Source organism: uncultured Campylobacter sp. (genome assembly GCF_938017615.1).
Classification (GTDB): Bacteria; Campylobacterota; Campylobacteria; order Campylobacterales; family Campylobacteraceae; genus Campylobacter_B.
Genome location: NZ_CALIJA010000039.1, coordinates 1 through 26,728 on the forward strand (window position 1 = coordinate 1; position 26,728 = coordinate 26,728).

Annotated in this window: 27 protein-coding genes and 1 other RNA gene; 18 read left to right on the forward strand and 10 right to left on the reverse strand. The window is 43.7% G+C overall.

The window, feature by feature from the left end; genetic code table 11:
- Positions 1-199 precede the first annotated feature (199 nt).
- The 3 genes from Q0620_RS01500 to ruvC are packed head-to-tail and all read right to left on the reverse strand — an operon-like array spanning position 200 to position 2,023.
- Positions 200-727, reverse strand: coding sequence for an isochorismatase family cysteine hydrolase (locus tag Q0620_RS01500; RefSeq protein WP_298782923.1), 528 nt, complete (start codon positions 725-727; stop codon positions 200-202).
- Positions 727-1,533: a nitrilase-related carbon-nitrogen hydrolase gene (locus tag Q0620_RS01505; RefSeq protein WP_298782924.1), complete on the reverse strand. Its 807-nt coding sequence runs from the start codon at positions 1,531-1,533 to the stop codon at positions 727-729. Before Q0620_RS01505 ends, Q0620_RS01500 begins: the two co-directional genes overlap by 1 nt.
- A gap of 10 nt (positions 1,534-1,543) precedes the next feature.
- On the reverse strand, positions 1,544-2,023 hold the full coding sequence (gene ruvC, locus Q0620_RS01510; RefSeq protein WP_297896908.1) for a crossover junction endodeoxyribonuclease RuvC: 480 nt from the start codon (positions 2,021-2,023) through the stop codon (positions 1,544-1,546).
- A gap of 110 nt (positions 2,024-2,133) precedes the next feature.
- Between ruvC and dnaA the strand changes: the two genes are divergently transcribed.
- The 6 genes from dnaA (at position 2,134) to Q0620_RS01540 (ending at position 10,057) form a co-directional block, all read left to right on the forward strand.
- Positions 2,134-3,462 carry a chromosomal replication initiator protein DnaA gene (gene dnaA, locus Q0620_RS01515; protein ID WP_298782925.1) on the forward strand — a complete coding sequence of 443 codons (1,329 nt, stop codon included), beginning with the start codon at positions 2,134-2,136 and terminating at the stop codon, positions 3,460-3,462.
- A 156-nt stretch (positions 3,463-3,618) separates the two neighbouring features.
- Complete coding sequence (gene dnaN / locus Q0620_RS01520; RefSeq protein WP_298782926.1) at positions 3,619-4,698, forward strand: DNA polymerase III subunit beta; 1,080 nt, start codon at positions 3,619-3,621, stop codon at positions 4,696-4,698.
- A gap of 9 nt (positions 4,699-4,707) precedes the next feature.
- Positions 4,708-7,020, forward strand: coding sequence for a DNA topoisomerase (ATP-hydrolyzing) subunit B (gene gyrB, locus Q0620_RS01525; protein ID WP_298782927.1), 2,313 nt, complete (start codon positions 4,708-4,710; stop codon positions 7,018-7,020).
- Entirely contained in the window at positions 7,021-8,445 is a 1,425-nt protein-coding gene (locus Q0620_RS01530; RefSeq protein ID WP_298782928.1) for an EAL domain-containing protein, read from the forward strand. It begins immediately after the preceding gene.
- Positions 8,445-8,825, forward strand: coding sequence for a preQ(1) synthase (gene queF / locus Q0620_RS01535; RefSeq protein WP_298782929.1), 381 nt, complete (start codon positions 8,445-8,447; stop codon positions 8,823-8,825). The genes Q0620_RS01530 and queF overlap by 1 nt, the downstream gene beginning before the upstream one ends.
- The gene (locus Q0620_RS01540; protein WP_298782930.1) at positions 8,822-10,057 is read left to right on the forward strand and encodes an HD domain-containing protein; all 1,236 of its coding nucleotides are present in this window, start codon (positions 8,822-8,824) and stop codon (positions 10,055-10,057) included. Before queF ends, Q0620_RS01540 begins: the two co-directional genes overlap by 4 nt.
- A gap of 3 nt (positions 10,058-10,060) precedes the next feature.
- On the opposite strand, the gene ffs is transcribed toward Q0620_RS01540, so the two are convergent.
- Positions 10,061-10,158: signal recognition particle sRNA small type (gene ffs, locus Q0620_RS01545), an RNA gene on the reverse strand.
- 47 nt (positions 10,159-10,205) lie between these two features.
- On the opposite strand from ffs, the gene Q0620_RS01550 reads away from it, so the two are divergent.
- From Q0620_RS01550 to Q0620_RS01565, 4 genes are all read left to right on the forward strand, one after another.
- Positions 10,206-10,625 carry a hypothetical protein gene (locus tag Q0620_RS01550; protein WP_297901478.1) on the forward strand — a complete coding sequence of 140 codons (420 nt, stop codon included), beginning with the start codon at positions 10,206-10,208 and terminating at the stop codon, positions 10,623-10,625.
- Positions 10,626-10,689: 64 nt separating this feature from the next.
- The gene (gene typA, locus Q0620_RS01555) at positions 10,690-12,492 is read left to right on the forward strand and encodes a translational GTPase TypA (RefSeq protein WP_298782931.1); all 1,803 of its coding nucleotides are present in this window, start codon (positions 10,690-10,692) and stop codon (positions 12,490-12,492) included.
- A gap of 113 nt (positions 12,493-12,605) precedes the next feature.
- Entirely contained in the window at positions 12,606-13,193 is a 588-nt protein-coding gene (locus tag Q0620_RS01560) for an HAD-IB family hydrolase (RefSeq protein ID WP_297896884.1), read from the forward strand.
- The gene (locus tag Q0620_RS01565) at positions 13,186-13,395 is read left to right on the forward strand and encodes a hypothetical protein (protein WP_298782932.1); all 210 of its coding nucleotides are present in this window, start codon (positions 13,186-13,188) and stop codon (positions 13,393-13,395) included. The genes Q0620_RS01560 and Q0620_RS01565 overlap by 8 nt, the downstream gene beginning before the upstream one ends.
- 243 nt (positions 13,396-13,638) lie before the next feature.
- Here the strand turns inward: Q0620_RS01565 and Q0620_RS01570 are convergent, their stop codons facing one another.
- Both Q0620_RS01570 and Q0620_RS01575 read right to left on the reverse strand, forming a co-directional pair.
- On the reverse strand, positions 13,639-14,451 hold the full coding sequence (locus Q0620_RS01570; protein WP_291938866.1) for a transporter substrate-binding domain-containing protein: 813 nt from the start codon (positions 14,449-14,451) through the stop codon (positions 13,639-13,641).
- Positions 14,452-14,677: 226 nt separating this feature from the next.
- A complete protein-coding gene (locus tag Q0620_RS01575; protein WP_298782933.1) occupies positions 14,678-15,481 on the reverse strand; it encodes a transporter substrate-binding domain-containing protein in 804 nt (267 codons plus the stop codon).
- Positions 15,482-15,578: 97 nt separating this feature from the next.
- Here Q0620_RS01575 and Q0620_RS01580 point away from each other — a divergent pair, with 97 nt between their 5' ends.
- Positions 15,579-16,607: a hypothetical protein gene (locus tag Q0620_RS01580; RefSeq protein ID WP_298782934.1), complete on the forward strand. Its 1,029-nt coding sequence runs from the start codon at positions 15,579-15,581 to the stop codon at positions 16,605-16,607.
- A gap of 299 nt (positions 16,608-16,906) precedes the next feature.
- Positions 16,907-17,314, forward strand: coding sequence for a DUF805 domain-containing protein (locus Q0620_RS01585; protein WP_298782935.1), 408 nt, complete (start codon positions 16,907-16,909; stop codon positions 17,312-17,314).
- 141 nt (positions 17,315-17,455) lie between these two features.
- On the opposite strand, the gene Q0620_RS01590 is transcribed toward Q0620_RS01585, so the two are convergent.
- Positions 17,456-18,037 (reverse strand): Crp/Fnr family transcriptional regulator, encoded by a 582-nt coding sequence (locus Q0620_RS01590; RefSeq protein WP_298782936.1) that lies wholly within the window; start codon positions 18,035-18,037, stop codon positions 17,456-17,458.
- A 127-nt stretch (positions 18,038-18,164) separates the two neighbouring features.
- On the opposite strand from Q0620_RS01590, the gene Q0620_RS01595 reads away from it, so the two are divergent.
- From Q0620_RS01595 to Q0620_RS01605, 3 genes are all read left to right on the forward strand, one after another.
- A complete protein-coding gene (locus Q0620_RS01595) occupies positions 18,165-18,731 on the forward strand; it encodes a hypothetical protein (protein ID WP_298782937.1) in 567 nt (188 codons plus the stop codon).
- A gap of 13 nt (positions 18,732-18,744) precedes the next feature.
- Complete coding sequence (locus Q0620_RS01600; protein WP_298782938.1) at positions 18,745-21,192, forward strand: molybdopterin-dependent oxidoreductase; 2,448 nt, start codon at positions 18,745-18,747, stop codon at positions 21,190-21,192.
- 264 nt (positions 21,193-21,456) lie between these two features.
- Positions 21,457-22,122, forward strand: a complete 666-nt coding sequence (locus Q0620_RS01605) for a hypothetical protein (RefSeq protein WP_298782939.1) — start codon at positions 21,457-21,459, stop codon at positions 22,120-22,122.
- Positions 22,123-22,449: 327 nt separating this feature from the next.
- On the opposite strand, the gene tpx is transcribed toward Q0620_RS01605, so the two are convergent.
- Positions 22,450-22,974: a thiol peroxidase gene (tpx, locus tag Q0620_RS01610; RefSeq protein WP_297921832.1), complete on the reverse strand. Its 525-nt coding sequence runs from the start codon at positions 22,972-22,974 to the stop codon at positions 22,450-22,452.
- Positions 22,975-23,063: 89 nt separating this feature from the next.
- Here tpx and Q0620_RS01615 point away from each other — a divergent pair, with 89 nt between their 5' ends.
- The 3 genes from Q0620_RS01615 to hutX all read left to right on the forward strand — a co-directional run bounded on the left by Q0620_RS01615 (position 23,064) and on the right by hutX (position 25,748).
- The gene (locus tag Q0620_RS01615) at positions 23,064-24,512 is read left to right on the forward strand and encodes a TM2 domain-containing protein (RefSeq protein ID WP_298782940.1); all 1,449 of its coding nucleotides are present in this window, start codon (positions 23,064-23,066) and stop codon (positions 24,510-24,512) included.
- 62 nt (positions 24,513-24,574) lie between these two features.
- Positions 24,575-25,018, forward strand: coding sequence for a DUF805 domain-containing protein (locus Q0620_RS01620; protein WP_297921825.1), 444 nt, complete (start codon positions 24,575-24,577; stop codon positions 25,016-25,018).
- A gap of 217 nt (positions 25,019-25,235) precedes the next feature.
- Positions 25,236-25,748: a heme utilization cystosolic carrier protein HutX gene (gene hutX / locus Q0620_RS01625; RefSeq protein WP_298027586.1), complete on the forward strand. Its 513-nt coding sequence runs from the start codon at positions 25,236-25,238 to the stop codon at positions 25,746-25,748.
- Here the strand turns inward: hutX and Q0620_RS01630 are convergent.
- Positions 25,731-25,895, reverse strand: a complete 165-nt coding sequence (locus tag Q0620_RS01630) for a hypothetical protein (protein ID WP_298782941.1) — start codon at positions 25,893-25,895, stop codon at positions 25,731-25,733. The two genes, hutX and Q0620_RS01630, sit on opposite strands and share 18 nt — an antisense overlap.
- Positions 25,896-26,153: 258 nt before the next feature.
- On the reverse strand, positions 26,154-26,588 hold the full coding sequence (locus Q0620_RS01635; protein ID WP_298782942.1) for an Imm12 family immunity protein: 435 nt from the start codon (positions 26,586-26,588) through the stop codon (positions 26,154-26,156).
- Positions 26,589-26,728 lie beyond the last annotated feature (140 nt).

Consider the following 26,728-nt stretch of genomic DNA (forward strand, 5'->3'; position numbering starts at 1 on the left):
GGCTTAGCATACGGCGGCAGCGATCTGTATCACTACACCGATAAACTTGCGGTATTTTTAGGCTCGATAATTTCGGGCGTAGTCGGATATATAGTGGCAAAAACCGTCGCGGTAAAACATACTTAAATTTAAAGCATAGGAAATTTTGAAATTTCCTATGCTTCTTCTAAAATTTCTTGCTTCGATAAAATTTTGAATTTTAAACTACTAAAATTCCCGCATTTTGCATTAAGTTTAGCGCGCATTCGTCGTAGTAGCCGCGCTCATGGTTCGGCGCATCGTAGGTAGCTACCGCACCTCGCGGAACGATGACGTCCTTATCGGCGCCAATTTCGTTGAGATAGGTGCGCAGGCTAAGCGTAAACTGCATCACGCAGATGTCGGTGCAACAGCCCGTAATCACAAAGCGATCGAAGCCGTCTAGAATTTTTTTATCCAAATTATGAAAGCCGTTCGTGCTGCGCTTAAAAGTGACGTTTTGCTCGCCTACGTAGGGCGCGAGCTCCTCGATCACCTCCGCTTCGGGCGAGCCGACTAGACAGTGGATCGGGTAGCGCTTCATCTCCAAATCCCGCTCGGCGTGAGCGTCGCAGATGAAATGCACGTTTTTCGCCGCCTCAATCTGTTTAAGCACCGCAGGAGTGATCTTTGCTATGCTAGGATCGGCCATCGCGCCGAATTTTACGAAGCCGTTTAGCATATCGATCACAAATACCAAAGTTTTCATCAAAACTCCTTATAAATTTTAGGTTTCATATCTTTTAAAAAATTCATTTTAGCGCGAAATTTTAAAATTTCATCTAAATTCGCCCGAGCGATCTTCACGGCCTCTTTTTTGCCTAGGCGCGCGACGATCTCGCCGTAGGGATTTATCAGCATGGAATTTCCGCCGAAACTCTCGCCCTGCCCCGTATCGCCGCAGCCGTTTACCGCGCAGATAAAAATTTGATTTTCGATCGCACGGGCTCTCGCAAGCGTGATAAAATGCTCTATGCGGCTCTGCGCAAACTGCGCGATCACAAAAACAATCTGTGCGCCGCGAAGCGCTAAAGCGCGAAAAATTTCACAAAAGCGCAGATCGTAGCAGACCGCAACGCCGATTTTGACCGCGCGATTTCCAAATTTGACCTCGCAAATTCCTAACCTATCGCCGCCGCTTACGATCTCATTTTCGCGAGCGAGTGAGAAAGCGTGGATCTTGTCATAGCATAAAATTTCGGCTCCGTTTTGATAGATGAAAGCGGAATTATAAATTTTATCTCGCTCGGAACTTATCGATCCGCCTATTAAAACAGCGCCACAGTTTTGTGAAATTTCGCTTAAAAATCCCTTCGTTCGCGCAGCTCCCGCGTCGGCTAAGCGCTTGAAATTTTGTACGCAAAAGCCCATGTTAAAGGCCTCGGGCAGAACCGCTACGTCCGCGCCTCTTTTTAACGCACGATCTATAAGCTCGCGCGCGCGAATAAAATTTTGCTCACAATCTGCAAAATTTTGAGCTACTTTCACATCCATTTGCAAAATAGCGATTTTCATATAAACCCTCCTATTTAGGCGCTAAACGCATAACATTTGCATGCGTAAGCGCGATAGCTATAGCATCTGTAATATCAAGCGGCTTAATCTCCTTATTAATCCCCAAGATCCGCTTCACCATGAAAGCAACCTGCTCCTTCGCCGCCTTTGCCTTGCCCGTGACCGATTTTTTTACCTGAAGCGGCGTGTATTCGGCAAAATTTCCAAAAATTTGTAAAATTTTAAGGGCCAGCGCGCCGCGAAACTGAGCGAGCTTTAAAACAGACTGCGGATTGTAGGCATAAAACATCGATTCTATCGCGACCTCATCAATCTTATGAGCGCTAAAAATTTGATCGATCGCCTCGCTCATCTGCGTCATTTGAAATTGCACGTTTTCGGCCTTCATTTTCACTAATCCCGCCTCTATGAGAGTAATTTTATTCACATCTTTTTCCAAAATCGCATAACCTAAATTTCTAGTTCCCGGATCGATTCCTAAAATTTTCATAACCACCTTTCACACTTATTCACAGTTTAATCACCGGTGAATAAACTGAAATTTACCGCAAATTTAGTGAAATTTAGCTAAAATAGCGGCTTAATTTATAAGGGAATTTTATGGCGACGTCGCAAGCACAAGAAATTTTATCGAATTTAGAGAAGGAAATTTTACCTACCGAATACTCTAGATACATTAAAAATTTGAAATTCAACGATAAAAACTCGACACCGGAATTTTTCATCTACAACGCAACTAACGAGTTTATAGCCAAATATGCCCAGACAAAATACGGCACTAAAATAAAAGAACTTATCAAAAAACAGTTCGGGCTTAACAACGTGATCGTCAAAATCACCTCAAAAGCTAAAATTTCACCGAAAGAAAAGGTAAAAATCATCTCCGAAAAGCCCAAGAGCACGATTCTAAGCGAAAATTATAATTTTGAAAATTTTATCATCGGCGATTCAAATAAATTTGCCTTCGAGTGTTCGGTCTCCGTCGCAAAAGAGCCAGGAGTTCGCTTTAATCCACTCTTTATCTACGGGCCTAGCGGGCTTGGAAAAACTCACTTGCTTCAATCGATCGGAAATTACTGCATCAAAAAGGGTAAAACCGTCATTTGCGTCACCAGCGAGCAGTTTGCTAATGATTTTGTTTTTAATCTCAAAAACAACTCGATTGATAAATTTAAACAAAAATACCGTAACTGCGACGTTTTACTCATCGACGACATTCAATTTTTGATCGGGCGCGATAAAGCTCAAGAGGAGCTTTTTTATACGTTTAACGAGCTAAAAGACAAAAACTGCCAAATCGTCCTTACCAATGACCTGCCGCCGAAATTTCTAAAAGGCTTTGAAAGTCGCCTCACAACGCGATTTGAAAGCGGCATAATAGCAAACATAACCCCGCCGGATCTAGAAACTAAAATTGCTATTATCAATAAAAAAAGTGAGGAAAACCGCGTTAGAATCCCACACGACGTCGTAGAATATATCGCTGCAAATATGGGCGATAATATCCGCGAGATCGAGGGCGCGATCAACAAGCTAAACGCTTACTCGTCGATACTTCGCACGAAAATCACGCTAGAATTTACCAAAAGTACGCTTCAAGATCAGATCCATCAAAAATATTCAAGCGTGAGCCTAGAGCACGTCATCGAAGTCATTTCAAAAGAGCTAAACGTAAAACCTAGCGAGCTAAAGAGCAAAACGCGAGCTAAAAACGTCGTCGAAGCGCGCCAAATTTGTATTTATCTAACCAAACAACTCACTCAAAACTCAATGCCCAAAATCGCCGCATTTTTTAATCTAAAAGATCACAGCGCCATCAGCAAAAATATCAAAAAAATCAACGAACTCATTCAAACCGACGAGATGTTAAAAATAAAGATCGAAGAACTAAAAAACAAAATAACCAAAAAGGATAAGAATGAAATTTAAACTTTATGAAAATAAAGCAAAAAAGGTGAATGAAAGTGAATAAAACAAAGCTACTTACTCACTGGATAAACTACCTAAAGACAAGCTTTAGGATAAGTTTTTCACAAAAACCACTTGCCAACTACTACAACGATAAAAATTTAAAAGGATAAAAATATGAAAGTGTTAATCACTAAAAAACTTTTAGAAGAGATAGTTTCAAATACTAGCTCCTATCTTGATAAAAAAGATCTAAGCTCAATAACTTCGCATATTTTAATGAGTGCTAAAGATGGAATTTTCAGTATAAAAGCTACCGATCATGAAATCGGTTTGAGCTACAATCTACAAAATATATCAATAGAAACAGAGGGAGAAGCTACAGCAAATGGAGGCAAGCTCCTTAGCGTCATTAAAGGCCTAAGCGAAGATGGCGTTACTTTAGAAACTGTCAACGGAGCGCTATTTGTAAAGCAAAAAAAATCCAAGTACAAGCTTCCGATGTTTGAGACTAATGATTTTCCAAATTTTCCTACAATAGATGGTAAAAACAGCTTTGACGTAAATGCTGGAATTTTAGGCAGAAGCCTTAAAAAAATATATCCATCGATTGATACGAACAATCCAAAATATGAGCTAAACGGCGCTTTAATCGACGTAAAAGAGGGCTTTTTAAATTTAGTCGGAACTGATACTAAGCGGCTTAGCGTTTATAAGCTAATCACTCAATCAAAAGCTGGCGAGCTAGATACTAAAATTTTAATCCCTAAAAAGGCAATAGGCGAAATTCAAAAGTTATTTTCTGATAAAATTAAAATTTACTACGACGAAAACGTGCTGCTAGCTGTGAGCGAGAATTTTGAGTTTTTTACAAAGCTTATTAATGGCAAATTTCCAAACTACGAGCGCGTGATCCCAAGCGATACGGCGTATAAAATTTTAATCCCACGCGATAAGATGGTAAGCGGCGTGCGAGCGATAAACGCGATGTGCGAGGAGATGAAGGTTACCATTAAAAAGGACGGAATGATTTTTGAGAGCATCAACGAGGATAATTCCGAGGCAAAGACCGAAATTGAAGCGACGATCGAGATAAACGGCGAGATAGTTTTCGGCGTGAAAAATCGCTTTCTGCTTGATTTTTTAAGTAATATCGAGAGTGAAATTTTTGAGCTTGATTTTAACAGCTCCGATACGGCGTTCGTGCTTAGCGCGGATGGCTTAAAAACGGTCGTCATGCCGATAAATAACATTTAAAGGAAAATTATGAAGCAAAATTACGGCGCTAGTAATATTAAAGTTTTAAAAGGTCTTGAGGCTGTTAGAAAGCGCCCTGGAATGTATATTGGTGACACCAATATCGGCGGACTTCACCATATGATCTACGAGGTAGTGGATAACTCGATCGACGAGGCGATGGCAGGTTACTGCGACACAATCGATGTTGAGATCACTAGCGAGGGAAGTTGTATCGTTAGTGATAACGGTCGTGGAATCCCCGTCGATATACATCCGACCGAAAAAATTCCTGCCGCAACGGTGGTTCTTACGGTGCTTCACGCAGGCGGTAAATTTGACAAAGACACTTATAAAGTCTCCGGTGGTCTGCACGGCGTGGGTGTTAGCGTCGTAAATGCGCTCTCAAAAAAGCTCGTTGCTACGATCAAACGGGATGGAAATATTTATAGACAAGAATTTGCCAAAGGAATTCCTACTACCGAGCTTGAAAAGATAAAAACTACTAATCGCACGGGTACTACGATCGAGTTTTGGCCCGACGGCGAAATTTTTGAAATTTTAGAATTTGACGATGAAATTTTATCAAAAAGATTTCGTGAGCTTGCATATCTGAATCCAAAAATTACGATAAATTTTAAAGATAACCGCACGGGCAGAGACGAGCACTTTCACTTCGAAGGCGGTTTGGAGAGCTTCGTAAATGATATGAATAAAGCGCCTGCAATATCCAAAGCCGTGTCGTTTAGCGACGGCGCGGAAGATGTTATGGTGGATTTTGCGCTGATGTATAACGAAACGTATAGCGAAAATTTACTAAGCTTCGTAAATAATATCAAAACTCCGGACGGCGGTACACACGAGGCGGGCTTTAGAGCGGGTCTTACGCGCGCAATAACAAATTATGTCGCGGCAAATGCGGCCGCCCGTGAAAAGGACACGAAGATCACCGGCGATGACGTTCGCGAGGGACTTATAGCGGTAATTAGCGTAAAGGTTCCCGAGCCGCAGTTTGAGGGACAGACTAAAGGAAAGTTGGGTTCCAGTTACGTTAAGCCGATCGTGCAAAAGATGGCGTTTGAGGTGCTTAGCAAATATTTTGAAGAAAATCCGATCGAAGCGCGCGCTATTATGAATAAGGCTCTTTTAGCCGCGCGCGGTCGCGAAGCGGCGAAGAAAGCACGTGATCTAACGCGCAAAAAAGATAATATAAATTCCGTCGGCACCCTTCCCGGAAAGTTAGCTGATTGTCAGAGTAAGGATGCAAGCATCAGCGAAATTTATCTAGTCGAGGGCGATAGTGCGGGCGGTTCGGCGAAGCAGGGAAGAGACCGCGTGTTTCAAGCGATCCTGCCGCTTAGAGGTAAAATTTTAAACGTAGAAAAGGCGCGGCTAGATAGAATTTTACAATCAGAAGAGATTAAAAATATGATAACGGCCTTTGGTTGCGGTATCGGAGAGGAATTTAACGAGGAAAAACTTCGCTATCACAAAATTATCATTATGACCGATGCGGACGTCGACGGCAGCCACATTCAGACGCTGCTTCTAACATTTTTCTTTAGATTTTTACGCCCTATCGTAGAAAACGGCTATGTTTATCTGGCACAGCCGCCGCTTTTTAGATATAAAAAGGGCAAAAAAGAGATTTATCTGAAAGACGAAAAGGCGCTTAGCGAGTTTTTGATCGAAACGGGCATCGATATGGGCGAGTTTGAAGGTATCGGCAACGAAGATCTAATTGATTATCTAAAAATAGTTTCAAACTACCGCTCGCTTTTAAATGATCTTAAAAAGCGCTTTAGCGTGCTTAGCGCGATCAGATTTTTGATAGAAAACGACGAAGCGCGAAGCCTAGGCTATGAGGAGCTATTTGAAATTTTAAAACCGCGTTTGGAAAGCGAAGGATTTAATATCTTAAATTCCTACGTAAATGATGAAGGGATTAGAATTTATGTCCAAACTCCGAGCGGCTTAGAACAGCTTGTGATAGATGAGAATTTATTCGGCAATTATATCTTTGAAGAGGCGATCAGAGTTTATTCTAAGATCAAAGAGCGGGATGTAAGTTTTGGTAAGGATTTTATTGAAATTTTAGATGAAATCGAAAAAAGCTCGAAAAAAGGCGCTTATATTCAGCGTTATAAAGGTCTTGGTGAGATGAATCCGGAGCAGCTTTGGGAAACCACTATGAGCCCTGAAAATCGAAGGTTACTAAAGATAAATATCGCCGATGCGCAGAGTGCTAGCGATACCTTTAATCTTTTCATGGGTGACGAGGTCGAGCCGCGCCGAAACTATATCCAAGACCATGCAAAAGATGTAAAACATTTGGACGTTTAGATGCTATTTAGTGAGACCAAAGAGCGCGAAAATCGTTTCATAACGGCACTTAAAATTTCGGTGCCGTTTACCTGCGTTTTGATTGTTTTCGGAATTATTTTGTTTCGAAACGGCGAGTTTAAATTTGACGACGTAATTTTATTTTTAATACTTTTAATCTGCTATGTTTATTATGTCATCTATCAAATTTATTTTGGCTTTCAAAAGACGTTGATCGATCCCGTTACTCACGTATTCGTGCGCGAGGAGATCGAGAAAATTTTAAGCAACGATCTAGCCAAAAATCGTCAAATAAATATCGTTCTTTTGCGAATTAAAAATATTATCGACATAAACGATCGATACGGATATAAAAACGGCGATGAAATTTTATACGAGTATTGTAAAGAACTTTCAAATTTTATGGCGGAGCAGGGTTTTAAGGACCTTCCGATCGGGCGCTTTATAAACGGCTACTTTGTATTCGGCGTAGAATCAAAAGCTACAAATTTAAGTCATATTTTGCGAATGTTTGAGCATAAAATTTCAAGTCAAACGATTAAAAACGTAGAGATAAAAAGTGAATTTACAATGCTTCCAAGTTCATATGACCGAAATCTAAATAATATCGTAAATGCTCTATTTTATAAGATAAATCACCTGGACGACGAAGAGCACGGCGAGAAGGCTATTGACGTAGAGAAAGTATTAATTGACGTATTTTCCGCCGACGTAATGGAAGCGATCGATAGTGAAAATTTCAGCTTTAAATATCAGCGCGTTGCAGATAAAAACGGCGTAAAATCACATATAAATTTAATTCCGAAGCTCGATCTAAGAAGCGGCGAAAAGATCACAAAAAGTAGAATTTTAGATATTTTGCTGCTAAATCATTACGATATTAAATACGATATTTCGATGATGAGACAGATTTCTAGAATTATCTATTTTAAAGATATCGATGCTAAAATTTTTATCGAGATCATGCCTCAGACCCTGCGAAATAACGAGTTTCGCAATGAAATTTTAAAGCTCATCGATAATAATCTGATCGATCCGAAAAAGATCGTGTTTGAGTTTAACGAAAAGCTTATCTATTCGGAGATTAAGCGCTTTGATGAAATTTTAATTAAATTCCGCGAACTCGGTTTTAGCTTCGCGCTGTCGCAGTTTGGTGGCTCAAACGCTAGCTTTGAATATTTAAAATTTTTAGAAGTGGATTTTATCGTTTATGATATAGAATTTAACAAAAATTTAGACGATGAAAAGATTAAAAATATATTTATAGGCATCAACGAAACCTGCGCAAAATCGGGCGTCAAAACCATAATGCGCTTTGTAGATAAGCAGGAATTTCAAATGCAACTTTATAAAATGGGTATCGATTATATTCAGGGATTTTGCGTCGAAAAGCCGAACGATATATCGAATTTAAGGAGATCATAGTGAGATACGGCGAAGAGGAAATTGAAAAATTTGACATCGAAAATTTAGAAGTTTGGCCCAATAAACAAAAGCGCGATTATCTTATAAAAATAACCCTACCTGAGTTTTGCTGCCGCTGCCCGCGCTCGGGCTATCCAGATTTTGCGACGATCTATTTGGAATATATCCCGGATAAGCTCGTAGTCGAACTTAAAGCGATTAAAATTTACATAAATTCATTTATGAACCGCTATATCAGCCACGAAGATAGCATAAATGAAATTTACGGCGCGCTTCAAAGCAAGCTAAAGCCTAAATTTATGAAAATTACGGGCGATTTTAATCCGCGCGGCAACGTCCACACGGTAATCGAAATAAACTCGGATCAAATTTACCGATGATAAGCTCAAATTTAGTCGAACAAATTTTTAAATCCGCAAGCATTAGCCGTTGGAACGATTACCCAAAGATGGTAAGTCTAGTCGAGCTCGACAAGCAGGCGCATAAATTTATCATCGCTTATTTCATCGCTAGCTTTGAGCGCGATGTGGATATCAACTACGTGATAGAAGCGGGGATTTTCGAGTTTTTAGCGCGCATCGTCGTGACCGACATCCGCCCGGACGTCTTTCATCAGATACAAAAAACCAAGAAAAAAAAGATCAACGAATGGGTTTTAAGCGTCCTAGAAAGCGATCTTTTGCCTATTCAAAACGGTGCGTTTTTCGAGCGATTTAAAAAATATCTAAATTCCAAGGATCATAAGAAAGAAGCGGTGATCTTAAAGGCGGCAAGCTACCTTTCTACGCGGTGGGAATTTAATATCGTATATCAAACTAGCCAGTTTTTAAACGATATCGAGGAGCTAAAATCCAAGGTCGAGGAGGAGCTCGAGGATTATTATGAGCTAATCGGCGTGCGAAAGATCGTGATGAACAAAAAACTTGCCCGCATAGTTGATCTTAGCGGCAGACTTCGTTTTCAAAAACGCTGGGCTCAGACGCCGCGCATTCCTGAGACATCGGTGCTGGGACATATGCTGGTAGTCGCGATTTTAAGCTACTTTTTCTCGCTTGAAGTTGGTGCGTGCCACTCGCGCACGGCGTATAATTTTTTCTGCGCGCTATTTCACGATCTACCAGAAAGCCTCACTCGCGACATCATTAGCCCCGTAAAATACGGCGTCAAGGGCCTTAGCGACATCATCAGCGAATATGAGATGCGGCTAATAGACGATAAAATTTTACCCTTTGTGCCGGAACATATGCGAGATGATTTTAGTTATATTTTGGGTATCCGTAAAGAGGGCAGTAAATTTATAAAAGACGAGTTTGAAAACCGCACCTTCGAGCTAGGCAAGGAGCCTAAATTTGCAGAAGGCAGCCTAAAGATGTTTAACGAAGATAAATTTCGCGCAATCGACGGCAAGGCGCTTAAGTATTGTGACAAGCTAGCGGCATTTTTTGAGGCTGGAATTTCGATCAGTTACGGTGTGAAAAGCAAGGAGCTGCTTAGCGGGTATAATTCGATGTTAGAGTTTTTCAAAGCCAAGCCGAAAATTGAAGGAGTCGATTTTCAGAGTGTTTGCGAGGATTTCAAAGAGCATTTCGGACTTAATAGGATCGATTTATAAAACCCCTTCCCAGATGGCTGCGGCACATGCGAGATCTAAGTGCTCTGCTGTATTCCTACCCTGAAGCGGTGCCTAAAAAAAGCATTGCACAGGTCTAAGAAAGGGCAAACGGGATTATATGGAAATGTTTCTTAAAGTAAGGTTATAAATGAATTTCAAAAATCATCTTTTATCCGTATTTCGTGAGGTCTTTATCCCTCATCATCGCTCTATCGAGTTTAGAGCCAAAATTTTTGCCGCGATGCTGCTTGCCAAAAAGAAGCAGACCGACGAGGATTACGACGTGATCAAAGATATAGCGGGCGAAATTTATCCGGGCGACGAGCAGCGCATCGGCGTGCTTGTTTCCATCGTAAAAGAGTATATCTTAAAGGCGAAAACCTATAAAAGTTTAAATTTAGACTCGCTTCTAAAAGAGATCGACAGAGATATCAAAAACAACAAAAAATATATCAAAAAGATCGATTTTTCGCATCTGCGCCGTCTGATCGGAGATGATGACGAGGATGCGCTGATCCAACAGCGCGTTTATGAGTTTTTTGTCTGCGAAGTCAAAGAGTACTCGTAAATTTTTATCTTAAGAATTTTTTTAGTATAATCGTCAGCCTTTAAAATAGCAAACGGAGAAAAATTTGGAAAATATCAGAAATATTGCGGTTATCGCGCACGTTGATCACGGCAAGACCACTATCGTAGATGAGCTTTTAAAACAGTCCGGCACCTTTGGTAATCACCAAGAAGTCGGCGAGCGCGTGATGGACAGCAACGACATCGAGCGCGAGCGCGGCATTACGATCCTATCCAAAAATACCGCCATCCACTACGGCGGCGTTAAAATCAATATCATCGACACTCCGGGTCACGCCGATTTCGGCGGCGAGGTCGAGCGCGTGCTAAAGATGGTGGACGGCGTGCTTTTGCTCGTCGACGCGCAAGAAGGCGTCATGCCGCAGACGAAATTTGTCGTAAAAAAAGCGCTATCTTTGGGGCTCAGACCTATCGTAGTCGTAAATAAAATCGACAAGCCCGCAGCCGATCCGGACCGCGTGGTAAATGAAATTTTCGATCTTTTCGTAGCGCTTGATGCAAACGACGAGCAGCTTGAGTTTCCCGTCATCTACGCCGCAGCTAAAAACGGTTATGCAAAATACGATTTAAGCGATGAGAGCACCGACATGAAGCCGCTTTTTGAGACGATTATCTCTCACGTCCCTACTCCGAGTGGTAGCGATGACAATCCTCTGCAGCTGCAGGTTTTCACGCTCGATTACGACAACTACGTAGGCAAGATCGGTATCGCTAGAATTTTTAACGGCACGATAAACAAAAACCAAAGTGTTATGTTAGCCAAAGCCGACGGCACGCATATAAATGGTAGAATTTCAAAGCTCATCGGTTTTAACGGGCTTGAGCGCACCGACATCGACGCGGCGGGCACGGGCGACATCGTGGCAATTGCTGGCTTTGACGCGCTTGACGTAGGTGATAGTATCGTCGATCCCAATAATCCGATCCCGCTTGATGCACTGCATATCGAAGAGCCGACCCTCAGCGTAATTTTCAGCGTAAATGACGGACCGCTCGCCGGCACGGAGGGCAAATTCGTAACCTCAAATAAGATCGACGAGCGCTTGGAAGCGGAGATGAAAACTAACATCGCGATGCGCTATGAAAACGCGGGCGAGGGCAAATTTAAAGTAAGCGGCCGCGGCGAGCTGCAGATCACGATTTTGGCCGAGAATATGCGCCGCGAGGGCTTTGAATTTTGCCTCGGGCGCCCGGAAGTTATCATCAAAGAGATCGACGGCATCAAATGTGAGCCTTTCGAGCACTTAGTTATCGACGCGCCCGATGATTGCACCGGCACCGTCATCGAAAAGCTCGGTCGTAAAAAGGCCGAGATGAAGGTGATGAACCCTACCGGCGACGGGCAGACGCGTATGGAGTTTGAGATCCCGGCGCGCGGTCTTATCGGCTTTCGCTCGCAGTTTTTGACCGATACTCGCGGCGAAGGGGTGATGAACCACAGCTTTTTGGAATTTCGCCCTTTCATCGGCGCGGTCGAGAAGCGACAAAACGGCGCGCTCGTGAGTATGGAAAACGGAGTGGCGCTAGGATACAGCCTGTGGAACCTGCAAGATCGCGGCGTGCTTTTTATCGCTCCGCAGGCGAAGGTCTATCTGGGCATGATCATCGGCGAGCACAGCCGCCCGAACGATCTGGACGTTAATCCGATCAAGGGTAAAAATTTAACCAACGTCCGCGCGAGCGGCAGCGACGATGCGATCAAGCTCGTGCCGCCTCGCGTGTTAAATTTAGAGCGTGCGCTGGAGTGGATCGAGGAGGATGAGCTTGTGGAGGTTACACCCGTAAATATCCGCGTGCGTAAGCGATACCTTGATCCTACGACGCGCAGACGAATGGCTAAAAAATAGAATTTCAAAATGAAATTTTAAAATTTGGCGTGAAATTTAGCTTTTAAATTTCACGCCTTTTTTTATAGGCAAATTTTAAAATTTGCGCTGCTAAAATTTTGCTAGGAGAGGCAATGAATCTTGTTTTATTCGACTTTGACGGCACAATCACGCGCGATGATTCGCTACTTGAGTTCGTCGCCTACGTAGTCGGATTTAAGAAATTTTTTCGCGGGATTTTGGTGCTATCTCCCATTTTAGCGGCGTATAAGCTGGGCCTTGCGAGCAATAATTTTACGCGCAGAAAGCTCTTGGGCTATTTTTTTGCGGGCATGAGCGCCGATAAATTCGATAAAATTTGCAAAAAATACTCCACCACTCACATCGAAGATATCCTAAAACAAAGCGCGATGGATAAGATCGCAAGCTACAAAGCCGCGGGCGATAGGGTCGTCATCGTTACCGCCTCGCTCGAAGACTGGCTGCGTCCGTGGTGCGACGCGCAGGGCTTGGAGCTTTTAGGCACTAAAATACGGCGCAAAGGCGGCATCATCACGGGCGAGATCGAGGGACAGAACTGCTACGGCGCGCAAAAGGTCGCTCGCGTGCGTGCGGCATACGACGTGCAGGCTTTCGATCGCGTTATCGCTTACGGTGACAGCAGAGGCGATCGCGAGATGTTAGAATTCGCTGACGAGGCGCACTACAAGGCGTTTGAATAAATTTCTGCGGCCACAAAGCTTAAATGATAGCATCTGCGGCGATCGCGCTTTTGCCGTGAGTCAGAATTTAGCTCACGCGGAATTTTATCCTTTTAAATTTATCGCGCTTATCTGTGGAATTACACCGCATGATAAATTTTTATATTTTATCGCAGTGCAAAAACCCTCAACTACGAAATTCTGTTGCAGCATGGGATTTTAAAATTCTCGGTGCGGGTAAAATTCTAAAATTCCGTCATGCATAAAATTTTAAAATTCTATCATAGCGTGAAATTTTGCTTTGAATGGAATAGATGTTTTTAAACCGAGCGTGAGATAAAATTTTAAATTTTGAAATTTTACGGAATTTCTCGCTTACTAAAATTTTAGAATTTGCAGATTTTAAAATTCCACTCGCCGCGTGCGAGGTGAAATTTTAAAATTCCGAGCCTTAGAATTCTAAGGTCTAAAGCATATTATAAATTCCGTCTAGCAGGAAGTATTTTTTATCCGCAGTGCCGCGGTAAAATGGCTCGAAAGTGTCCTCATAAGCCTTTTTGAAAAAGCCCTCTTTGCTTAGCTTGATTAGATCGGCATTGATGAAATCAAGCAGGCTTTGATTACCTTTTTGCACGCCGACGCCTAAGAATTCCGCTGCGCCTAGGTTTTTAAACGGCACTTCGAGCGTATCGTCCACGACAGCGTAGGCTAGGACGATGATGTTGTCATTGGCGTAGCCGTCGGCTCTGCCGTCCTTCATCATCGCATAGCACTCGCTAGTGTTTTTGCAATAGACCAAATTGCTAAATTTCTCTTTTCGCAGATAGCGTTCGGTCATTGAGCCGTTGGGATTTTTTTCGATTGAAATTCTCATATCACGAACCTGTGCGAAGTCTTTCACTTGATCCTCTTTACGCGTTACAATGCCAAAATTTACCGATAGATACGGCAGTGAGAAATCCACCTGCTTCTTACGCTCTTGCGTAATCATAAAGGTGCCGATGACCATATCGACCTTATTATTTTTCAAAAACGGGATTCTATCGCCTGCGGTTACGGCTACGAACTGCACTTCGCCCTTTTTATCGCCGAAAATATCTTTGGCGATTGAGCTAGCAAGCTCGATTTCAAAGCCCTCAAACTTGCCGTTATTAGACTCGCTTAGCGGCGGACGACCTTCGCGCACGCCCACTCTGATAACCCCTGCTTGCCTGATTTCATCTAGTGTATTTGCAAAAATGCTAGCGCAAAATAAGGCTAAAATAAAAAGTAATCTCATAAAAAGCCCCCTACTTTTTAGTTTTGAAATAATTATAGCACTATATATTTTAGAGAAAATAAATGCAAGCGGTTTAAAATTCAATCACCGCGCGTATGCAAGTTTGAAATTTAGGGGCGAAGTGGGGATTTAAAATTTAGCGAATTTGAAAAATTTTAAATCCCAAGATTTATTCGTTATGCAAACTGCCTTCGATAAATTTTATATTTTAATTTCTAGCTCGCTTTTATAGCAAGTCATAAATTCCATCTAAAAGGAAGTATTTTTTATCCGCCGTACCGCGGTAAAAAGGCTCGAAAGTGTCCTGATAAGCCTTTTTGAAAAAGCCCTCTTTGCTTAGTTTTACAAGCTCTGCGTTGATAAAATCAAGTAGCTCCTTATTTCCTTTTTGCACGCCAATACCGATGAAATCGGGCTTACCGAAGTTTTGAAACGGCACTTCGAGCGTATCGTCCACGACGGCGTAGGCTAGCACCGTGATATTTAAATTGATGTATCCGTCAGCTTTGCCGTCTCGGATCATCGCGTAGCATTCGCTTGTGCTTTTGCAGTAGCTTACGTTGCTAAATTTCTCTTTTTTGAGGTAATTATCTACGGTCGTGCCCTCTTCGGTTATGAGCCTCATATCGCGCAAACGCGATATATCTTTGATGGCGTCCGCTTTGCGAGTTAGTACGCCGAGATTGGTCGAAAAATACGGCATCGAGAAGTCCACGTGATTTTTACGCGCCGAATCGATAACGAAGGTAGCTGCAACTATATCGACTTTATTATTGACTAGATACGAGACGCGATCGGCGGCGCTTAGAGAGACAAACTGCACTTCGCCTTGTTTGGCACCGAAAATCGCCTTTGCGATCGCATTGGCAAGCTCGATCTCAAAGCCTTCAAATTTACCACCGCTAATCTCGCTAAAAGGCGGTCTGCCGTCTCTGACGCCTACTCTAATGATGCCGCTATTTCTGATCTCTTGCAGCGTGTTTGCAAAAAGCCCCGCACAAAGCAAGATCAAAGTAAAAAGTAGTTTCATTTGCCGCTCCTTTGTTTAGGTTATTTATGGCTAATTCTAGCGAAATTAAAATCAAAAGGCGCTTTTTTAGGCTAAATTTATTTGCCGTTTGCTTTTTATGAAATTTCAAGACGCCGTTAAATTTAGCCTTAGATTTGATATAATCGCGCAAAATTTAAGCGAGGGCAATATGAAAAATTTTATCTTTTTGTGGCTTTTACTTGCGGGCTGCGCTTTCGGCGCCGCTAAGGATGGCCCGAGAGTTTCTGCTTCACAGCAAGCAGAGTCAAATTTATCGCAGCCAAATTTTGAAATTTTTTACGATGAAAATGCTAGCGATGCGCAGATAGATGCGGGCTTGGACGCACTTTTAGCCTTCGCGGCGCAAAACAGGGGCAGGATCGACGAGGATTTCGGGGAGTTTAAAGATAGAATTTTCACCGCTTTCATTTTTAATCCGAAGGTGCTGCGAAATTCAAAATTCAATTTCGAGCGGATAGAAAAAATCCTTAAATTTAAACCAAATCTCAATTACGGCGGAGACGGCGGTTATTTCTCGCCGCTAAAGCTCGCGATCTTTTTCGGCTCGAAATTTAGCGGCGAGACGGCGAAGCTTTATCACTTTGATAGCGCCGATGCGATGCGGCTTTTAGAGCTTTTGGTACAAAACGGCGCGGACGTCAAAGCTGACGGATTGCTGCTAGATGCGGCATCGAACGATAACTTCGCGGCGTTTAAGTTCTTGATCGAAAAGGGCGCGCGAGACGCTAAGGGTGCGGTCGGCTCGGTTGCGGGCAGCGAATTAATATTTTTAAGCGACAACAACGTTTCTATTTTCGGATATAAAGAGGCGCTGCCGCTTGCTGCGAGGGAGTTTGCCGCGGGAGCTAAATTTAAAGAATTCCGCGACGGGAGATTATGCTATTTGGACGAAATTTTAAAATTTCAAAGCTTTGCGAGCATCGATAAAAAGGAGATCGAAACGCTTATCAAAGTAGCTGTGGTGCTGGATGACGAGATGACGGCGAAATTTCTGCTCTCGCGAGGTCTGTGCGAGCAGAAAGAGCTTTGCGAGTTTCTAAAAGCGCAGGCAAAAACTTACGATGCTGTAAAAATTTCTAAAATTTTAAGCCGTCAAAAGGGCTAAATTTTAAAATTTATACGGCTATGGCATGGCAAAGCAGATAAAATCGCTATTATAATTGTGCTAGTCGCAGCCGCCCTACTTTGTTATTTAGCGCGAGCGAAAAAGCAAAATTTGTTCCGCCTAACCTACCCTCCTCCGCTTATCAAACAGCTCGCTATTAAGTTCATTCGAGATAAATTTTAATGTATTTGCCAGACAGCGCGGCGGCGAAGGTAAATTTTAAAATTTAATCGATATAAAGGACAAATTTAAGTGCCATTATTATATAATTTATCTTATTTTTTCAAAAGGAGTTTGAGATGACTTTTATGGAGTCTGTTCGCACTTGTCTCAAAGAGAATTATTGCAATTTTGAGGGGCGTGCGCCACGTTCAGAGTACTGGTGGTTTGCATTATTTGCGGCACTTTTAGGAATCGTAACGTTAGTATTGGACGGCTTTTTAGGCACCTATGCCGTTACGAGTTCCGGTAGAATGATCGGTTTCATTAACTCAATCTTTTTATTGGCAATACTTTTACCTTCTATCGCCGTAGCGGTAAGGCGTCTGCACGATACCGATAGAAGCGGCTGGTTTTATCTGTTAATTTTTGTCCCGATAATAGGTTCGATCGTATTGATCGTATTTTTTATCCAGCAAGGCACTAACGGAGGCAACCGCTTTGGAGACGATCCGTTGCGACCCGCAAGCAGAGGCTCGATTTTTTAAACGTAGCTTTGTAGCACACATAAGCTTTGCAAATAAGCTAAATTTAGGGCTAATTCCATTTTGGTTTTAGCCCTTTTTACTAGGCGGTTTTGCTCAAAATAGCCTTTTATATTTAAATTTAGATTCGCCGCGAGATTCAAACTATAAAATTTTAATTCTATTGCCCTTTAATTTCACGATCTTTTTGTCATTTACTAGCTTCGTAATCGCCTGAGAGACGTTTTGTCTGGGTGCTCCGAGCAGGCTTGCCAGCGTCATTATATTAAAGGGAAGCTCCACGATCTTATCTGCGTTTGCGATGCGATTTAAAAAATTTAAAATCCGCGTCTGGATTTTTGCAAAGACGATCTCTTTAATTAAAATCCGTTGCGAGTAGATATTTTTGATAAGCGCGTTTATGATCGAGCTTGCAAACTCGTCTCCAAGCAGCTCGAAAAGCTCCGAGATATTGATCTGCAGCGTCTCGCAGTCGCTTAAAATTTCAAGGCTCGTGTTTTTATCCAAGCAGACGTAGGCGCCGCTTTTTACGAAGCTAAAGATAAATTCCTTGCCGTTTTCGTAGCAGTTTAGCTTCGCTCTGCCGCGCAGCAGAATGATAAATTTAAACTTTTGCGCGTAGATCACGTCGCCGTGAGCGTAGCTTTCGCGCCTAAATTTGGCAATCCGCTCCCTGCTTAAAAAGTCGAATTTCTCGCTGTAATCGTTATTTAGTCTATCTATCATAGCAGCTCTTTGCATAAAATTTCACGTAAATTTTACATAAAAAGGATAAATTCGTCGCAATCGCGACAAATTTAAATTTATCTTTGATTTATAATTCGCGTTAAAGACAACCCAGAAAGGATACTTTATGAGGAAAATTTTTATCTCATTTATCTGTGCATGTTCGCTTTTCGGCGGCGAGGTGATCTCTAAAACCGCTACGATCTCGCAAGACGGCAAAGCAATCGGCGAGACTGAAATTTTAACGCCGATCGAGGTGATATCCAGCGAAGGTGGCGTTACCAAGATTAAAATTAAAGGCGTCGTGAGCGAAAATTATCAGCTTCAGATCCAAAAAAATATGAAAGAAGCTGAAATTTACGCGATTTTTACGAATGAAGCCGAAGCAAATTTTAAAAAGGGCAAAAAGCTCGAGGACGATTATGGCGAGATCTGGTACGAAGCCGAGGGGATTTACGAGATCAGTTCGGATGCCGTAGCTAAGGACGCTAAGGCTCTTTATGCGGAGGCAAAGACAAACTACGAGCAGATCTGCTCGGCGTGTCACCGCCTGCATGAGCCAAAGAGCTTCACGGCAAATCAGTGGCCTGCGAATCTGCAAGAGATGATCAATGCAAACTACGTAGCGCTCGAGGGCGACGAGCTAAATTTGATCATAAAATATCTACAACACAACGCAAAAAAACCTGAATGATAAAGGAGATCAGATGAAAAGGCGAGACTTTTTAAAGGCAGGGATTTTAGGCGCAAGCGCGGCAAGCGCTAGCAGGATTGAGGGAGTAACGCAGACGATTTTTGATAACAAAAAGGTATTCGGCGCGAATAGATTCGGCACTTTTTGGCTAAATTTAAACTCGTCGCAGATCGTTTTGGTAAGCGATTTTGAGGGCGATAAATTTCCAAACACGATGAATTACAGCTTACCGGATAATATCCAAAACGAAAACCGCGTGCTCTATCCGATGGTGCGTAAAAGCTATCTAAAGGCAAAAGGCGCGGCAAAGAGCGAACTGCGCGGCAAAGAGGAGTTCGTGCGCGTTAGCTGGGACGTAGCGCTTGATCTAGCTGCAAAGGCTTTGAAAGAAAATTTCGACAAATACGGCGCTGAGGCGATCTACGGCGAGTGCTACTGGTGGGGCGGTAGCGGTAAGATCGGCTGGGGACGCACCGTAGCGCACCGAATGCTTAAAATTTTAGGCGGCTACGTAGAGGAAAGCGGCGATTACTCCACCGGTGCGGGGCTTGTTATAATGCCTCACGTGCTTGGCTCAAGCGCCGTTTACGACGCGCCTACTACGTGGAAAGCGATCGTCAAAAACGCCAAAAACGTCGTATTTTGGGCGACCGATCCTGCGGTAACCAATCAAATTTCATCCATTCCGCCTACGCACGACGGTTATATCGGCATGCAAGAGCTTAAGAAATCGGGTATCAAAACTTATAGCGTAAACGTAATGAGAAACGACACCGCGCGCTACTTTGGCAGCGAAGATATCATCCTGCGCCCAAACACCGACACCGCGCTCATCATCGGCATGTGCCATTATCTGTTTACGAACAACCTCTACGACGAGGAATTTATCAAAAAATACACCGTCGGATTTAATAAATTTAAAGCGTATTTTCTAGGCGAGAGCGATAAAATCGTAAAGGACGCAGCTTGGGCGAGCAAAATTTGCGGGCTTAGCGAGGATGCTATTGCGAAATTTGCTACAGCGCTTGCAAAGGAGCCGACTACGATCTTGATCGGTCGCGGTTTGCAGCGCGCAGATCACGGCGAGCAGCCTTTCTGGGCGCTAGTGGCGCTTAATGCGATGCTGGGATATATCGGCAAGGAGGGTCTCGGCTTTGAATTTAGCCTGGGCTATGGTTCCGCGGGCGCTACGAATAAAGTGGCTCCGATTTTAAAGGGACTTAGCACTCGTATAGATGAAAAATACGAAAACACGGGCTCTGCGCCTTGGAAAAACGCGAAAAATATCACCATCCCGTCCTCTCGCAGCATAGAGGCGCTGGAGCATCCAGGCAAGCAGATCGATTATGACGGCACCAAGATCAAGCTGCCGCATATGAGAGTCGCATATATGGCGTGCGGATCGATGTTTACGCGCCATCAAGACGTGAATAATATCGTCAAGCAGTGGCGTAAATTTGACACCGTCATCACCGCCGAGCCGTACTGGACGAGCACCGCAAAACTTAGCGACATCGTGCTTCCCGTCGCGATCGAGGTCGAGCGCAACGACATCAACCAAACGGGCGCTACGGGCGAATATATAGTCGCTTACAGACCTGCAATCGAGCCGATGGGCGAGAGCAAGAGCGACTTTTGGATCTGCGAGCAGATCTGCAAGCGCTGGGGATACGGCGAGGTCTTTAGCGAGGGCAAGGACGAGCTAGGCTGGATGAAAGAATTCTACGCCGATGCCGTAGAGCAAGCCAAAGGCCTAAATATAACGATGCCTAGCTTCGAAGAATTTTACGACAAAGGCTTCGTGCGCTTTGAAAAGGACGACGAGAGCAGCGCGCTATATACGCGCCTTGCGGCATTCCGCGAAAATCCCGCCAAAAACCGCTTCGGCACGCCGTCTGGCAAGATCGAGCTTTACTCGCCCGTAATCGCTAAGATGGGCTATGCCGACTGCCCGCCGATGCCTACTTGGATCGAGCCTAAGGAGTGGCTAGGCGATGCGAAAAAGACGGCGAAGTATCCGATCCACATCGTAAGCCCGCACTCTCGCTACCGCCTGCACAGCCAGCTAAACAACTCGATCATCAGAAATTTCGCCGAGGTTAGCGGCAGAGAGCCGGTGCTGATAAATCCAAAAGACGCCGAAGCTCGCGGGCTTGCGAACGGCGACATCGTGCGCGTTTTCAATGACCGCGGCGAAATTTTGGCAGGCGTACTCGTTACCGACATCGTGCCCGAGCGCGTCGCAGCGATCTGCGAGGGCGCGTGGTACGATCCCGAGGTTTGGGGCGAGAAGAGCCTCTGCCAGCACGGCTGCGTAAACGTGCTTACGTTCGATAAAGGCACGTCAAGTCTCGCGCAAAGCAACTCGGCTCACACCGTGCTAGCGCAGATTGAGAAATTTAAAGGGGAGATTAAACCTATAACGGCGTTTTCTAAACCTAAAATCCTACAATCTTTGTAGCGCGTCGTCTCGCGAGTGCTTTTGAGAGAGATTTGAAATTTTAAGTCTGCGGCAGACTACTTGTCTAGCCTTGACTTAAAATTTCTGCACAACTCTCAAAATCATCTCGCGATACTTCCGCTTGTCTTTTTATGCTCAAATTTGCAGTTTGTTGAATTTGAGCGTAAATTTACTTTCTTTCGTATTCGTCAAATTTGAACGTAAATTTTATGCGAACTAAAAACTCTGCTAAAATTCGCTCAAATTTAATCCAAAGGTCGTGCCGTGCAAATCCCGAATTTGATCCAGAATTTTATCCGCAAACGCATCGTTTCAGAGTGTATTTTACTGCCGTTTTTCTATCCCGATGAGGGCGAGTTCGAGAGTTTTCAGGAGGGATATAGGCTCGCTAGCCGCAAAACTGGCGAGGAGCTAGCAGACGACGCACCAGGGCAGTGGCGAAAGAGTTGGCATGTCATCGCGCGTAACGGCATGGATGATCTGTTTTTCGTGGATTTTACCCTGGGGGACGCTTCGCCCGTGTATTTTGCCTATCACGGCGCTGGCTCTTGGGAACCGATAAAGGTCGCGGACGACATCGTTAAATTTGAAGAAATTTTGGCCGCCCTTGCTGTGCTTAAAAAACCGTGCTCGCTTGATGCGATCGCGCCGCTTGCCGATTTAAACAACGAATTTTACCGCGAGCTGGCGGACGACTACGCGCAGCAAGATGAAGCGCGCGAGGAGCCCGAATATAAATATTCCAGCGTTTTCATCGAAGACTTGGGTGCCGATAAGGTAAAAACGCTCGTGTTTTTAAAGAAATTTTTTGACGACGAAAGCTTTGCAGTGACCAAAGAGAGAACGCAAAATTTGCCGCTTTGCCTATTTAGCGGCATAGAGGAAGCTGGCGCTGCCACTGCAAGACAAGCTCGCCTCGCTCGGAGTTAAATTTCACGCGCGGGAGATAACTTTTAGCGAATTTATCGCGCGAAGTAGTTAAGCGGGCAAATTTTAAAATTTCAACTCCCGCTGCTGCTAAATTTAAAATTTAGCAGCAGGCGATCCTATAAATTTCGTGCTCGTTCGCTTGCTATCGCAGTGCGTTAATAGCTTTGCGTACGCTGGAGCACAAATTAAAGCGTAAAATCAAAATGTAAAATTGAAGTGGATTTTAAGCGCCCTACTTCGTTTTTTACTTGCAGTAGGGCGAATTTGCTTAAAGTAGTGAACTAAAGCGAGGCGAAAATTATCCAAACCTTGGATCTATTATCTTGCTCAGTTAGAGCAGCTGTTGCGAGCGACGAGCTCTGCAAAATCTAGGGCTGCGTCGTAGTCGGGCTCAGAGGCTATATCACTTACAAGCTCTTTATAAACCACGACGCCTGCAGTATCTATGACGAAGATTGCTCTGGCACTGAGACCTGCTAATGCGCCGCTGGCGATGAGAGTGCCGTAGCGGCGACAAAATTCCTTATCGCGGAAATCACTTGCAACGCGTAGATTTTTGATCCCCTCAGTCGTGCAAAACCTCCCCATCGCAAACGGTAAATCCATCGAAACGACGATTACTTCGGTGTTAGGAAGCGATGCGGCGCGCTCGTTGAACTTGCGTGCCTCCGTCGCGCAGACGGGCGTATCTAGCGACGGCACGGCGACGATGATTTGCACGTGCTTGCCGCTAGCGATCTCGATTTCGCTTAGATCCTGGGCTACTAAGCGCACTTGCGGCGCGCGATCGCCTAGATTTATCTCTTGCCCGCTTAGCTCTACGGGCTTTCCTTGAAATGTTACTGTTGACATTTTTGTCCTTTGCTTTGAATTTGTAGTGGCGAATATACAAAAATTCCTTAAATTTCAGGTAAAATTGCTTTAAAAATCAAGGAGAGCAGATGGGCGAAGATATTTGGGGCAGCAGCAGCAATCCTGCGTCGCTAGCCAGTATAAGACGTAAAAGAGGCGAAGAAAAAAAGCCCCTGGACGAGAAACCACAGGAGCAATCTGAGAATTTAGATTTAGCGCAAGAAGCTCTTGCGGCGGATGATACTAGCGAGCAAAATTCTACTTTTACAAAACAGAATTTCACACCACAGAATTCTGTGGAGCAAAATTTAGCTTTTGCAGCTCAAGGCCTAGATGAAGAAAATTCTATTTTGCGAGATTCTGCTGCGACAGGCTCTGGCGAGCAAGATTCTAACGCTAAAAGTTTGAATTCTACCGAAAATGCTGCGAACTCGCAGAATTTTGTGGAGCAAAATTCCACTTGGCAAAATTCAGCTTCCTTAAATTCCGATAGAATTAGCTCTACGCAAAGCTCAGCTAGGGCTTACGATCTAAATAAGGCCTACGTATTTTATATGTTCCTAGGGCCTTTCGGTGCGCATAGATTTTATCTTGGGCGTATAATCTCCGCGATTTTTCAGCTTTTAGGCGGGCTGCCATTTCTCATCTGGCTTTTTTTAGTAGTGGTTACTGTCATGTGGACGAGTATAGAAGGTAACGATCTGTTAGCGCTTATAAACTCGTCTCGTCCGGATTTAGGCGTGCAAGCATCAGACCTAAAAGATATAGAACAGGGCTTTTTTCATTTTATGGTTATTTTCTCGGTGCCCAATGTTTTATTTTTGATTTGGCTTGTTAGCGACTTTTTTAGGTTGCCTGAAATGGTGCGAAAGCTAAATGTATCCGTAGGCGCGGGAGCAATCCTGTATGTTTATACGGATGACGCTAAAGAGCAGAGCGAAAATCTATCTACTGCCAAAACTACCCTTTACATAGCATTTGGGCTTGAGGCGTTAAATGCGGTAGGCAGATATATCAAGAATGTAGATAAAGTGGGCGCGTTGGAGGGTGTCGGACTTATATCTATGATATGCCTAGCTGTGGGGCTATATTTTTTAGCGCGCGCTATACGCAGCACGGATCTGCTATCAAACGCCGTGTTAGTCGGGGTTTCCTCGGCCATAAACGCAGTAAGCACTATATTTGTAGGATTTGAATTGTTTAAACCATCAGTTTTTATGATAAGCATTTATTGTGTATGCACAGCGGTATATCTGATCTATCAGCTGCTAGTTAGTAAAGAGCTTTACGATTGCAGCGGAGAGAAAAACTATCTAAGAGCGTTTTATGTTATTGCAGCTACGGAGATAGTAACTCTAGTCTTGATAGCGCTTGACTCGCAGCTTTTCGCTTTAGTATTTGCCATAGGATGGTTAGCTTCGGTAGTTTTAAATGTTTCGGCGGTTCATGGCACTAGGGAGGTTACCGCTTCAAAAGGCGGCTACAGCCTAGCGCATCTGGCGTATCACGTAAGGCAGATGAACGGACGGGAGTTTTAGGTATTTAAATTTAAGGGGCGATTAGTATAATCCTATATTATTTTAAAAAAAAGGAGTTTTAAATGACTTTTATGGAGTCTGTGCAAACTTGCGTAAAGCAAAAATACGCCGCATTTAGCGGGCGAGCATCAAGGTCGGAGTACTGGTGGTTTTTTCTATTTACCGTGCTTGGTGGGATCGTTTTGAGCTTGATAGATGGCGTTTTAGGCACTACGATAGGGTATAATCAAATAATAGCCGGCAGGATCGTTCATCAAGAAATCGGCATTATAGATGCGCTTTTTCAACTAGCTATGCTCGTGCCAGCCATCGCCGTATCAGTCAGGCGACTACATGATACCGATAGAAGCGGCTGGTTTTTTCTGCTTATTTTAACGCCGATCGTGGGTGCTTTTTTCGGCGATATCGGGCTTTTGGTATCATTTGTGGGTTGGATAGTGCTGCTTGTATTTTTCGTGCAGCGCGGCGATAGCGGGTCCAATCGCTTCGGATACGATCCGCTATGATAAAGCTCTAAAGCTTTGCGGAATTTTAGAATTATAAAATTCCGTGCAGATAAAATTCTTTGTATTATCACTTAAAATTCTATGCATAAGCACTTTGTAGCGCTAAATTTTTCTTAGAATAAGCTTTTCAAATCCTCTTTAATTGATTGCCATTATCTGTAACTTAGAATTTTTATATTATAATGGCGCTCAAAATTTTATTTTAGAAAGGATGAAAATGAAAGAGAGAATCGAGGCGCTGTTCGCGCAAAACCCTAAAATTTCGATCGCGCAGATCTGCAAGGAGCTCGGCGCGAAGGAGATCGACGTGCTGCTAAACCTGCCCGAGCGCTTCGGCAAGAGCGCCGGCGGCGATAAATTCTGCGAGGTCATTAGGGAGCTTGAGGGCTGGGGTGAGGTGCTTTTCGTAAAAAATACGCCGAGCTTCATCATCGAGTTTAAAACCAAGATCCCAAGCGGCAAGAGCGCGCGCGGATATTATAATTTCGGCATGGGCGCAAACGGCGATGAGGCGCACGGGCTGGGCATTTTAGCGGGTCATCTAAAGACGGATGAGATCGATAAGATCATCCTCGTGACGCAGACTTTCATGGGGATGCTCTCGAAATTCGTGGGCTTTTACGACAAAGCGGGCGAGAATATATTTAAAATTTACGTCTCGCGCGATGAGAAAGGACAGCTTCTAGCCGAGCAAGACGCGAAATTTGAAGCGCTAAAAGCCGCGATTTAGCGCTCGCGCAAGACCCGCCTTGCGCGGCTTGCGTAAAATTTGCCCTTGCGCGGGCATTTGAGCTTGATCTCGCCCTTTGTGCGCGAGATCAAATCCGTAAAATTCTACTGCGAGATAACACTCACGCGCTTCTACGCGCTCGCGCAAGACCCGCCTTGCGCGGCTCGCTCATCGCTTGCTTAACGGCACTTTGAAATTCTACGGGGCGCCAACCAAGGCGCTTTAAGCTAGCCAATAAGCTTTCGGGCAAAATTTTAAATTATCGTTGATGATGAAATTCCAAACTCGCCTCGTCGCTATTTTGCGTCTTAAGGGCGTTTGGAATTTCACTAGCCCGGGCTAGCGTCTGCCTTATCTGAAACGGAATTTTGCCGCTTCAGATAGATATTCTTTTCAAATTTTATTTCAACAATCTACTACTAAATTTTCAAAAATTTTATTTATATTGTCTTTGTACTGCGTATCGTCAAATTCCAAATTATTATTAGCAATTTTCCGCCCGGTAATATCTCCAAGCTCTATAAGGTACTGCTTGAACTTTTCTAAAAATTTATCTACGTTCGCCCTTTTATCGGAGCTCCACTCGTCTGAGCTAAAATGAATATACGCGATAATTTTTTTGCTTTTAAGATAATATTTCGGTTGATAAATTCCCGATTTCGGAAAATATCTCGACACTTCCCCGCTCGAACAAAGGCAAATATCGATCTTTTGCAGCGAGTGCATTTCAAAATCGCTAAAAACCCTTTTAATCTCTCGCCTCGCCGTTCTTATAATATCCGGTATATAGATCGGCACATCATCCGCCCCACCGATAACGGCATTTATGTTAAATTTCACACGGCACCTCGTCCTTAAATTATAAAGTGATATTATTCAAAATTTCGGCTCATTATATCATCTTCATAATATTTATTGGGTGCTGGAGCTACGGAGTTTTGAAATCAATATATTTTTTATCAAAACAGACCCGAATAAAG

What these genes read in the sequence shown, in the direction of transcription:
- Q0620_RS01500 (WP_298782923.1), bottom strand. Translation starts at nt 727, where the DNA reads ATGAAAACTTTGGTATTTGTGATCGATATGCTAAACGGCTTCGTAAAA.
- Q0620_RS01505 (WP_298782924.1), bottom strand. Translation starts at nt 1,533, where the DNA reads ATGAAAATCGCTATTTTGCAAATGGATGTGAAAGTAGCTCAAAATTTT.
- ruvC (WP_297896908.1), bottom strand. Translation starts at nt 2,023, where the DNA reads ATGAAAATTTTAGGAATCGATCCGGGAACTAGAAATTTAGGTTATGCG.
- dnaA (WP_298782925.1), top strand. Translation starts at nt 2,134, where the DNA reads ATGGCGACGTCGCAAGCACAAGAAATTTTATCGAATTTAGAGAAGGAA.
- dnaN (WP_298782926.1), top strand. Translation starts at nt 3,619, where the DNA reads ATGAAAGTGTTAATCACTAAAAAACTTTTAGAAGAGATAGTTTCAAAT.
- gyrB (WP_298782927.1), top strand. Translation starts at nt 4,708, where the DNA reads ATGAAGCAAAATTACGGCGCTAGTAATATTAAAGTTTTAAAAGGTCTT.
- Q0620_RS01530 (WP_298782928.1), top strand. Translation starts at nt 7,021, where the DNA reads ATGCTATTTAGTGAGACCAAAGAGCGCGAAAATCGTTTCATAACGGCA.
- Q0620_RS01540 (WP_298782930.1), top strand. Translation starts at nt 8,822, where the DNA reads ATGATAAGCTCAAATTTAGTCGAACAAATTTTTAAATCCGCAAGCATT.
- Q0620_RS01550 (WP_297901478.1), top strand. Translation starts at nt 10,206, where the DNA reads ATGAATTTCAAAAATCATCTTTTATCCGTATTTCGTGAGGTCTTTATC.
- Q0620_RS01560 (WP_297896884.1), top strand. Translation starts at nt 12,606, where the DNA reads ATGAATCTTGTTTTATTCGACTTTGACGGCACAATCACGCGCGATGAT.
- Q0620_RS01570 (WP_291938866.1), bottom strand. Translation starts at nt 14,451, where the DNA reads ATGAGATTACTTTTTATTTTAGCCTTATTTTGCGCTAGCATTTTTGCA.
- Q0620_RS01575 (WP_298782933.1), bottom strand. Translation starts at nt 15,481, where the DNA reads ATGAAACTACTTTTTACTTTGATCTTGCTTTGTGCGGGGCTTTTTGCA.
- Q0620_RS01580 (WP_298782934.1), top strand. Translation starts at nt 15,579, where the DNA reads ATGAAATTTCAAGACGCCGTTAAATTTAGCCTTAGATTTGATATAATC.
- Q0620_RS01585 (WP_298782935.1), top strand. Translation starts at nt 16,907, where the DNA reads ATGACTTTTATGGAGTCTGTTCGCACTTGTCTCAAAGAGAATTATTGC.
- Q0620_RS01590 (WP_298782936.1), bottom strand. Translation starts at nt 18,037, where the DNA reads ATGATAGATAGACTAAATAACGATTACAGCGAGAAATTCGACTTTTTA.
- Q0620_RS01595 (WP_298782937.1), top strand. Translation starts at nt 18,165, where the DNA reads ATGAGGAAAATTTTTATCTCATTTATCTGTGCATGTTCGCTTTTCGGC.
- Q0620_RS01600 (WP_298782938.1), top strand. Translation starts at nt 18,745, where the DNA reads ATGAAAAGGCGAGACTTTTTAAAGGCAGGGATTTTAGGCGCAAGCGCG.
- tpx (WP_297921832.1), bottom strand. Translation starts at nt 22,974, where the DNA reads ATGTCAACAGTAACATTTCAAGGAAAGCCCGTAGAGCTAAGCGGGCAA.
- Q0620_RS01615 (WP_298782940.1), top strand. Translation starts at nt 23,064, where the DNA reads ATGGGCGAAGATATTTGGGGCAGCAGCAGCAATCCTGCGTCGCTAGCC.
- Q0620_RS01620 (WP_297921825.1), top strand. Translation starts at nt 24,575, where the DNA reads ATGACTTTTATGGAGTCTGTGCAAACTTGCGTAAAGCAAAAATACGCC.
- hutX (WP_298027586.1), top strand. Translation starts at nt 25,236, where the DNA reads ATGAAAGAGAGAATCGAGGCGCTGTTCGCGCAAAACCCTAAAATTTCG.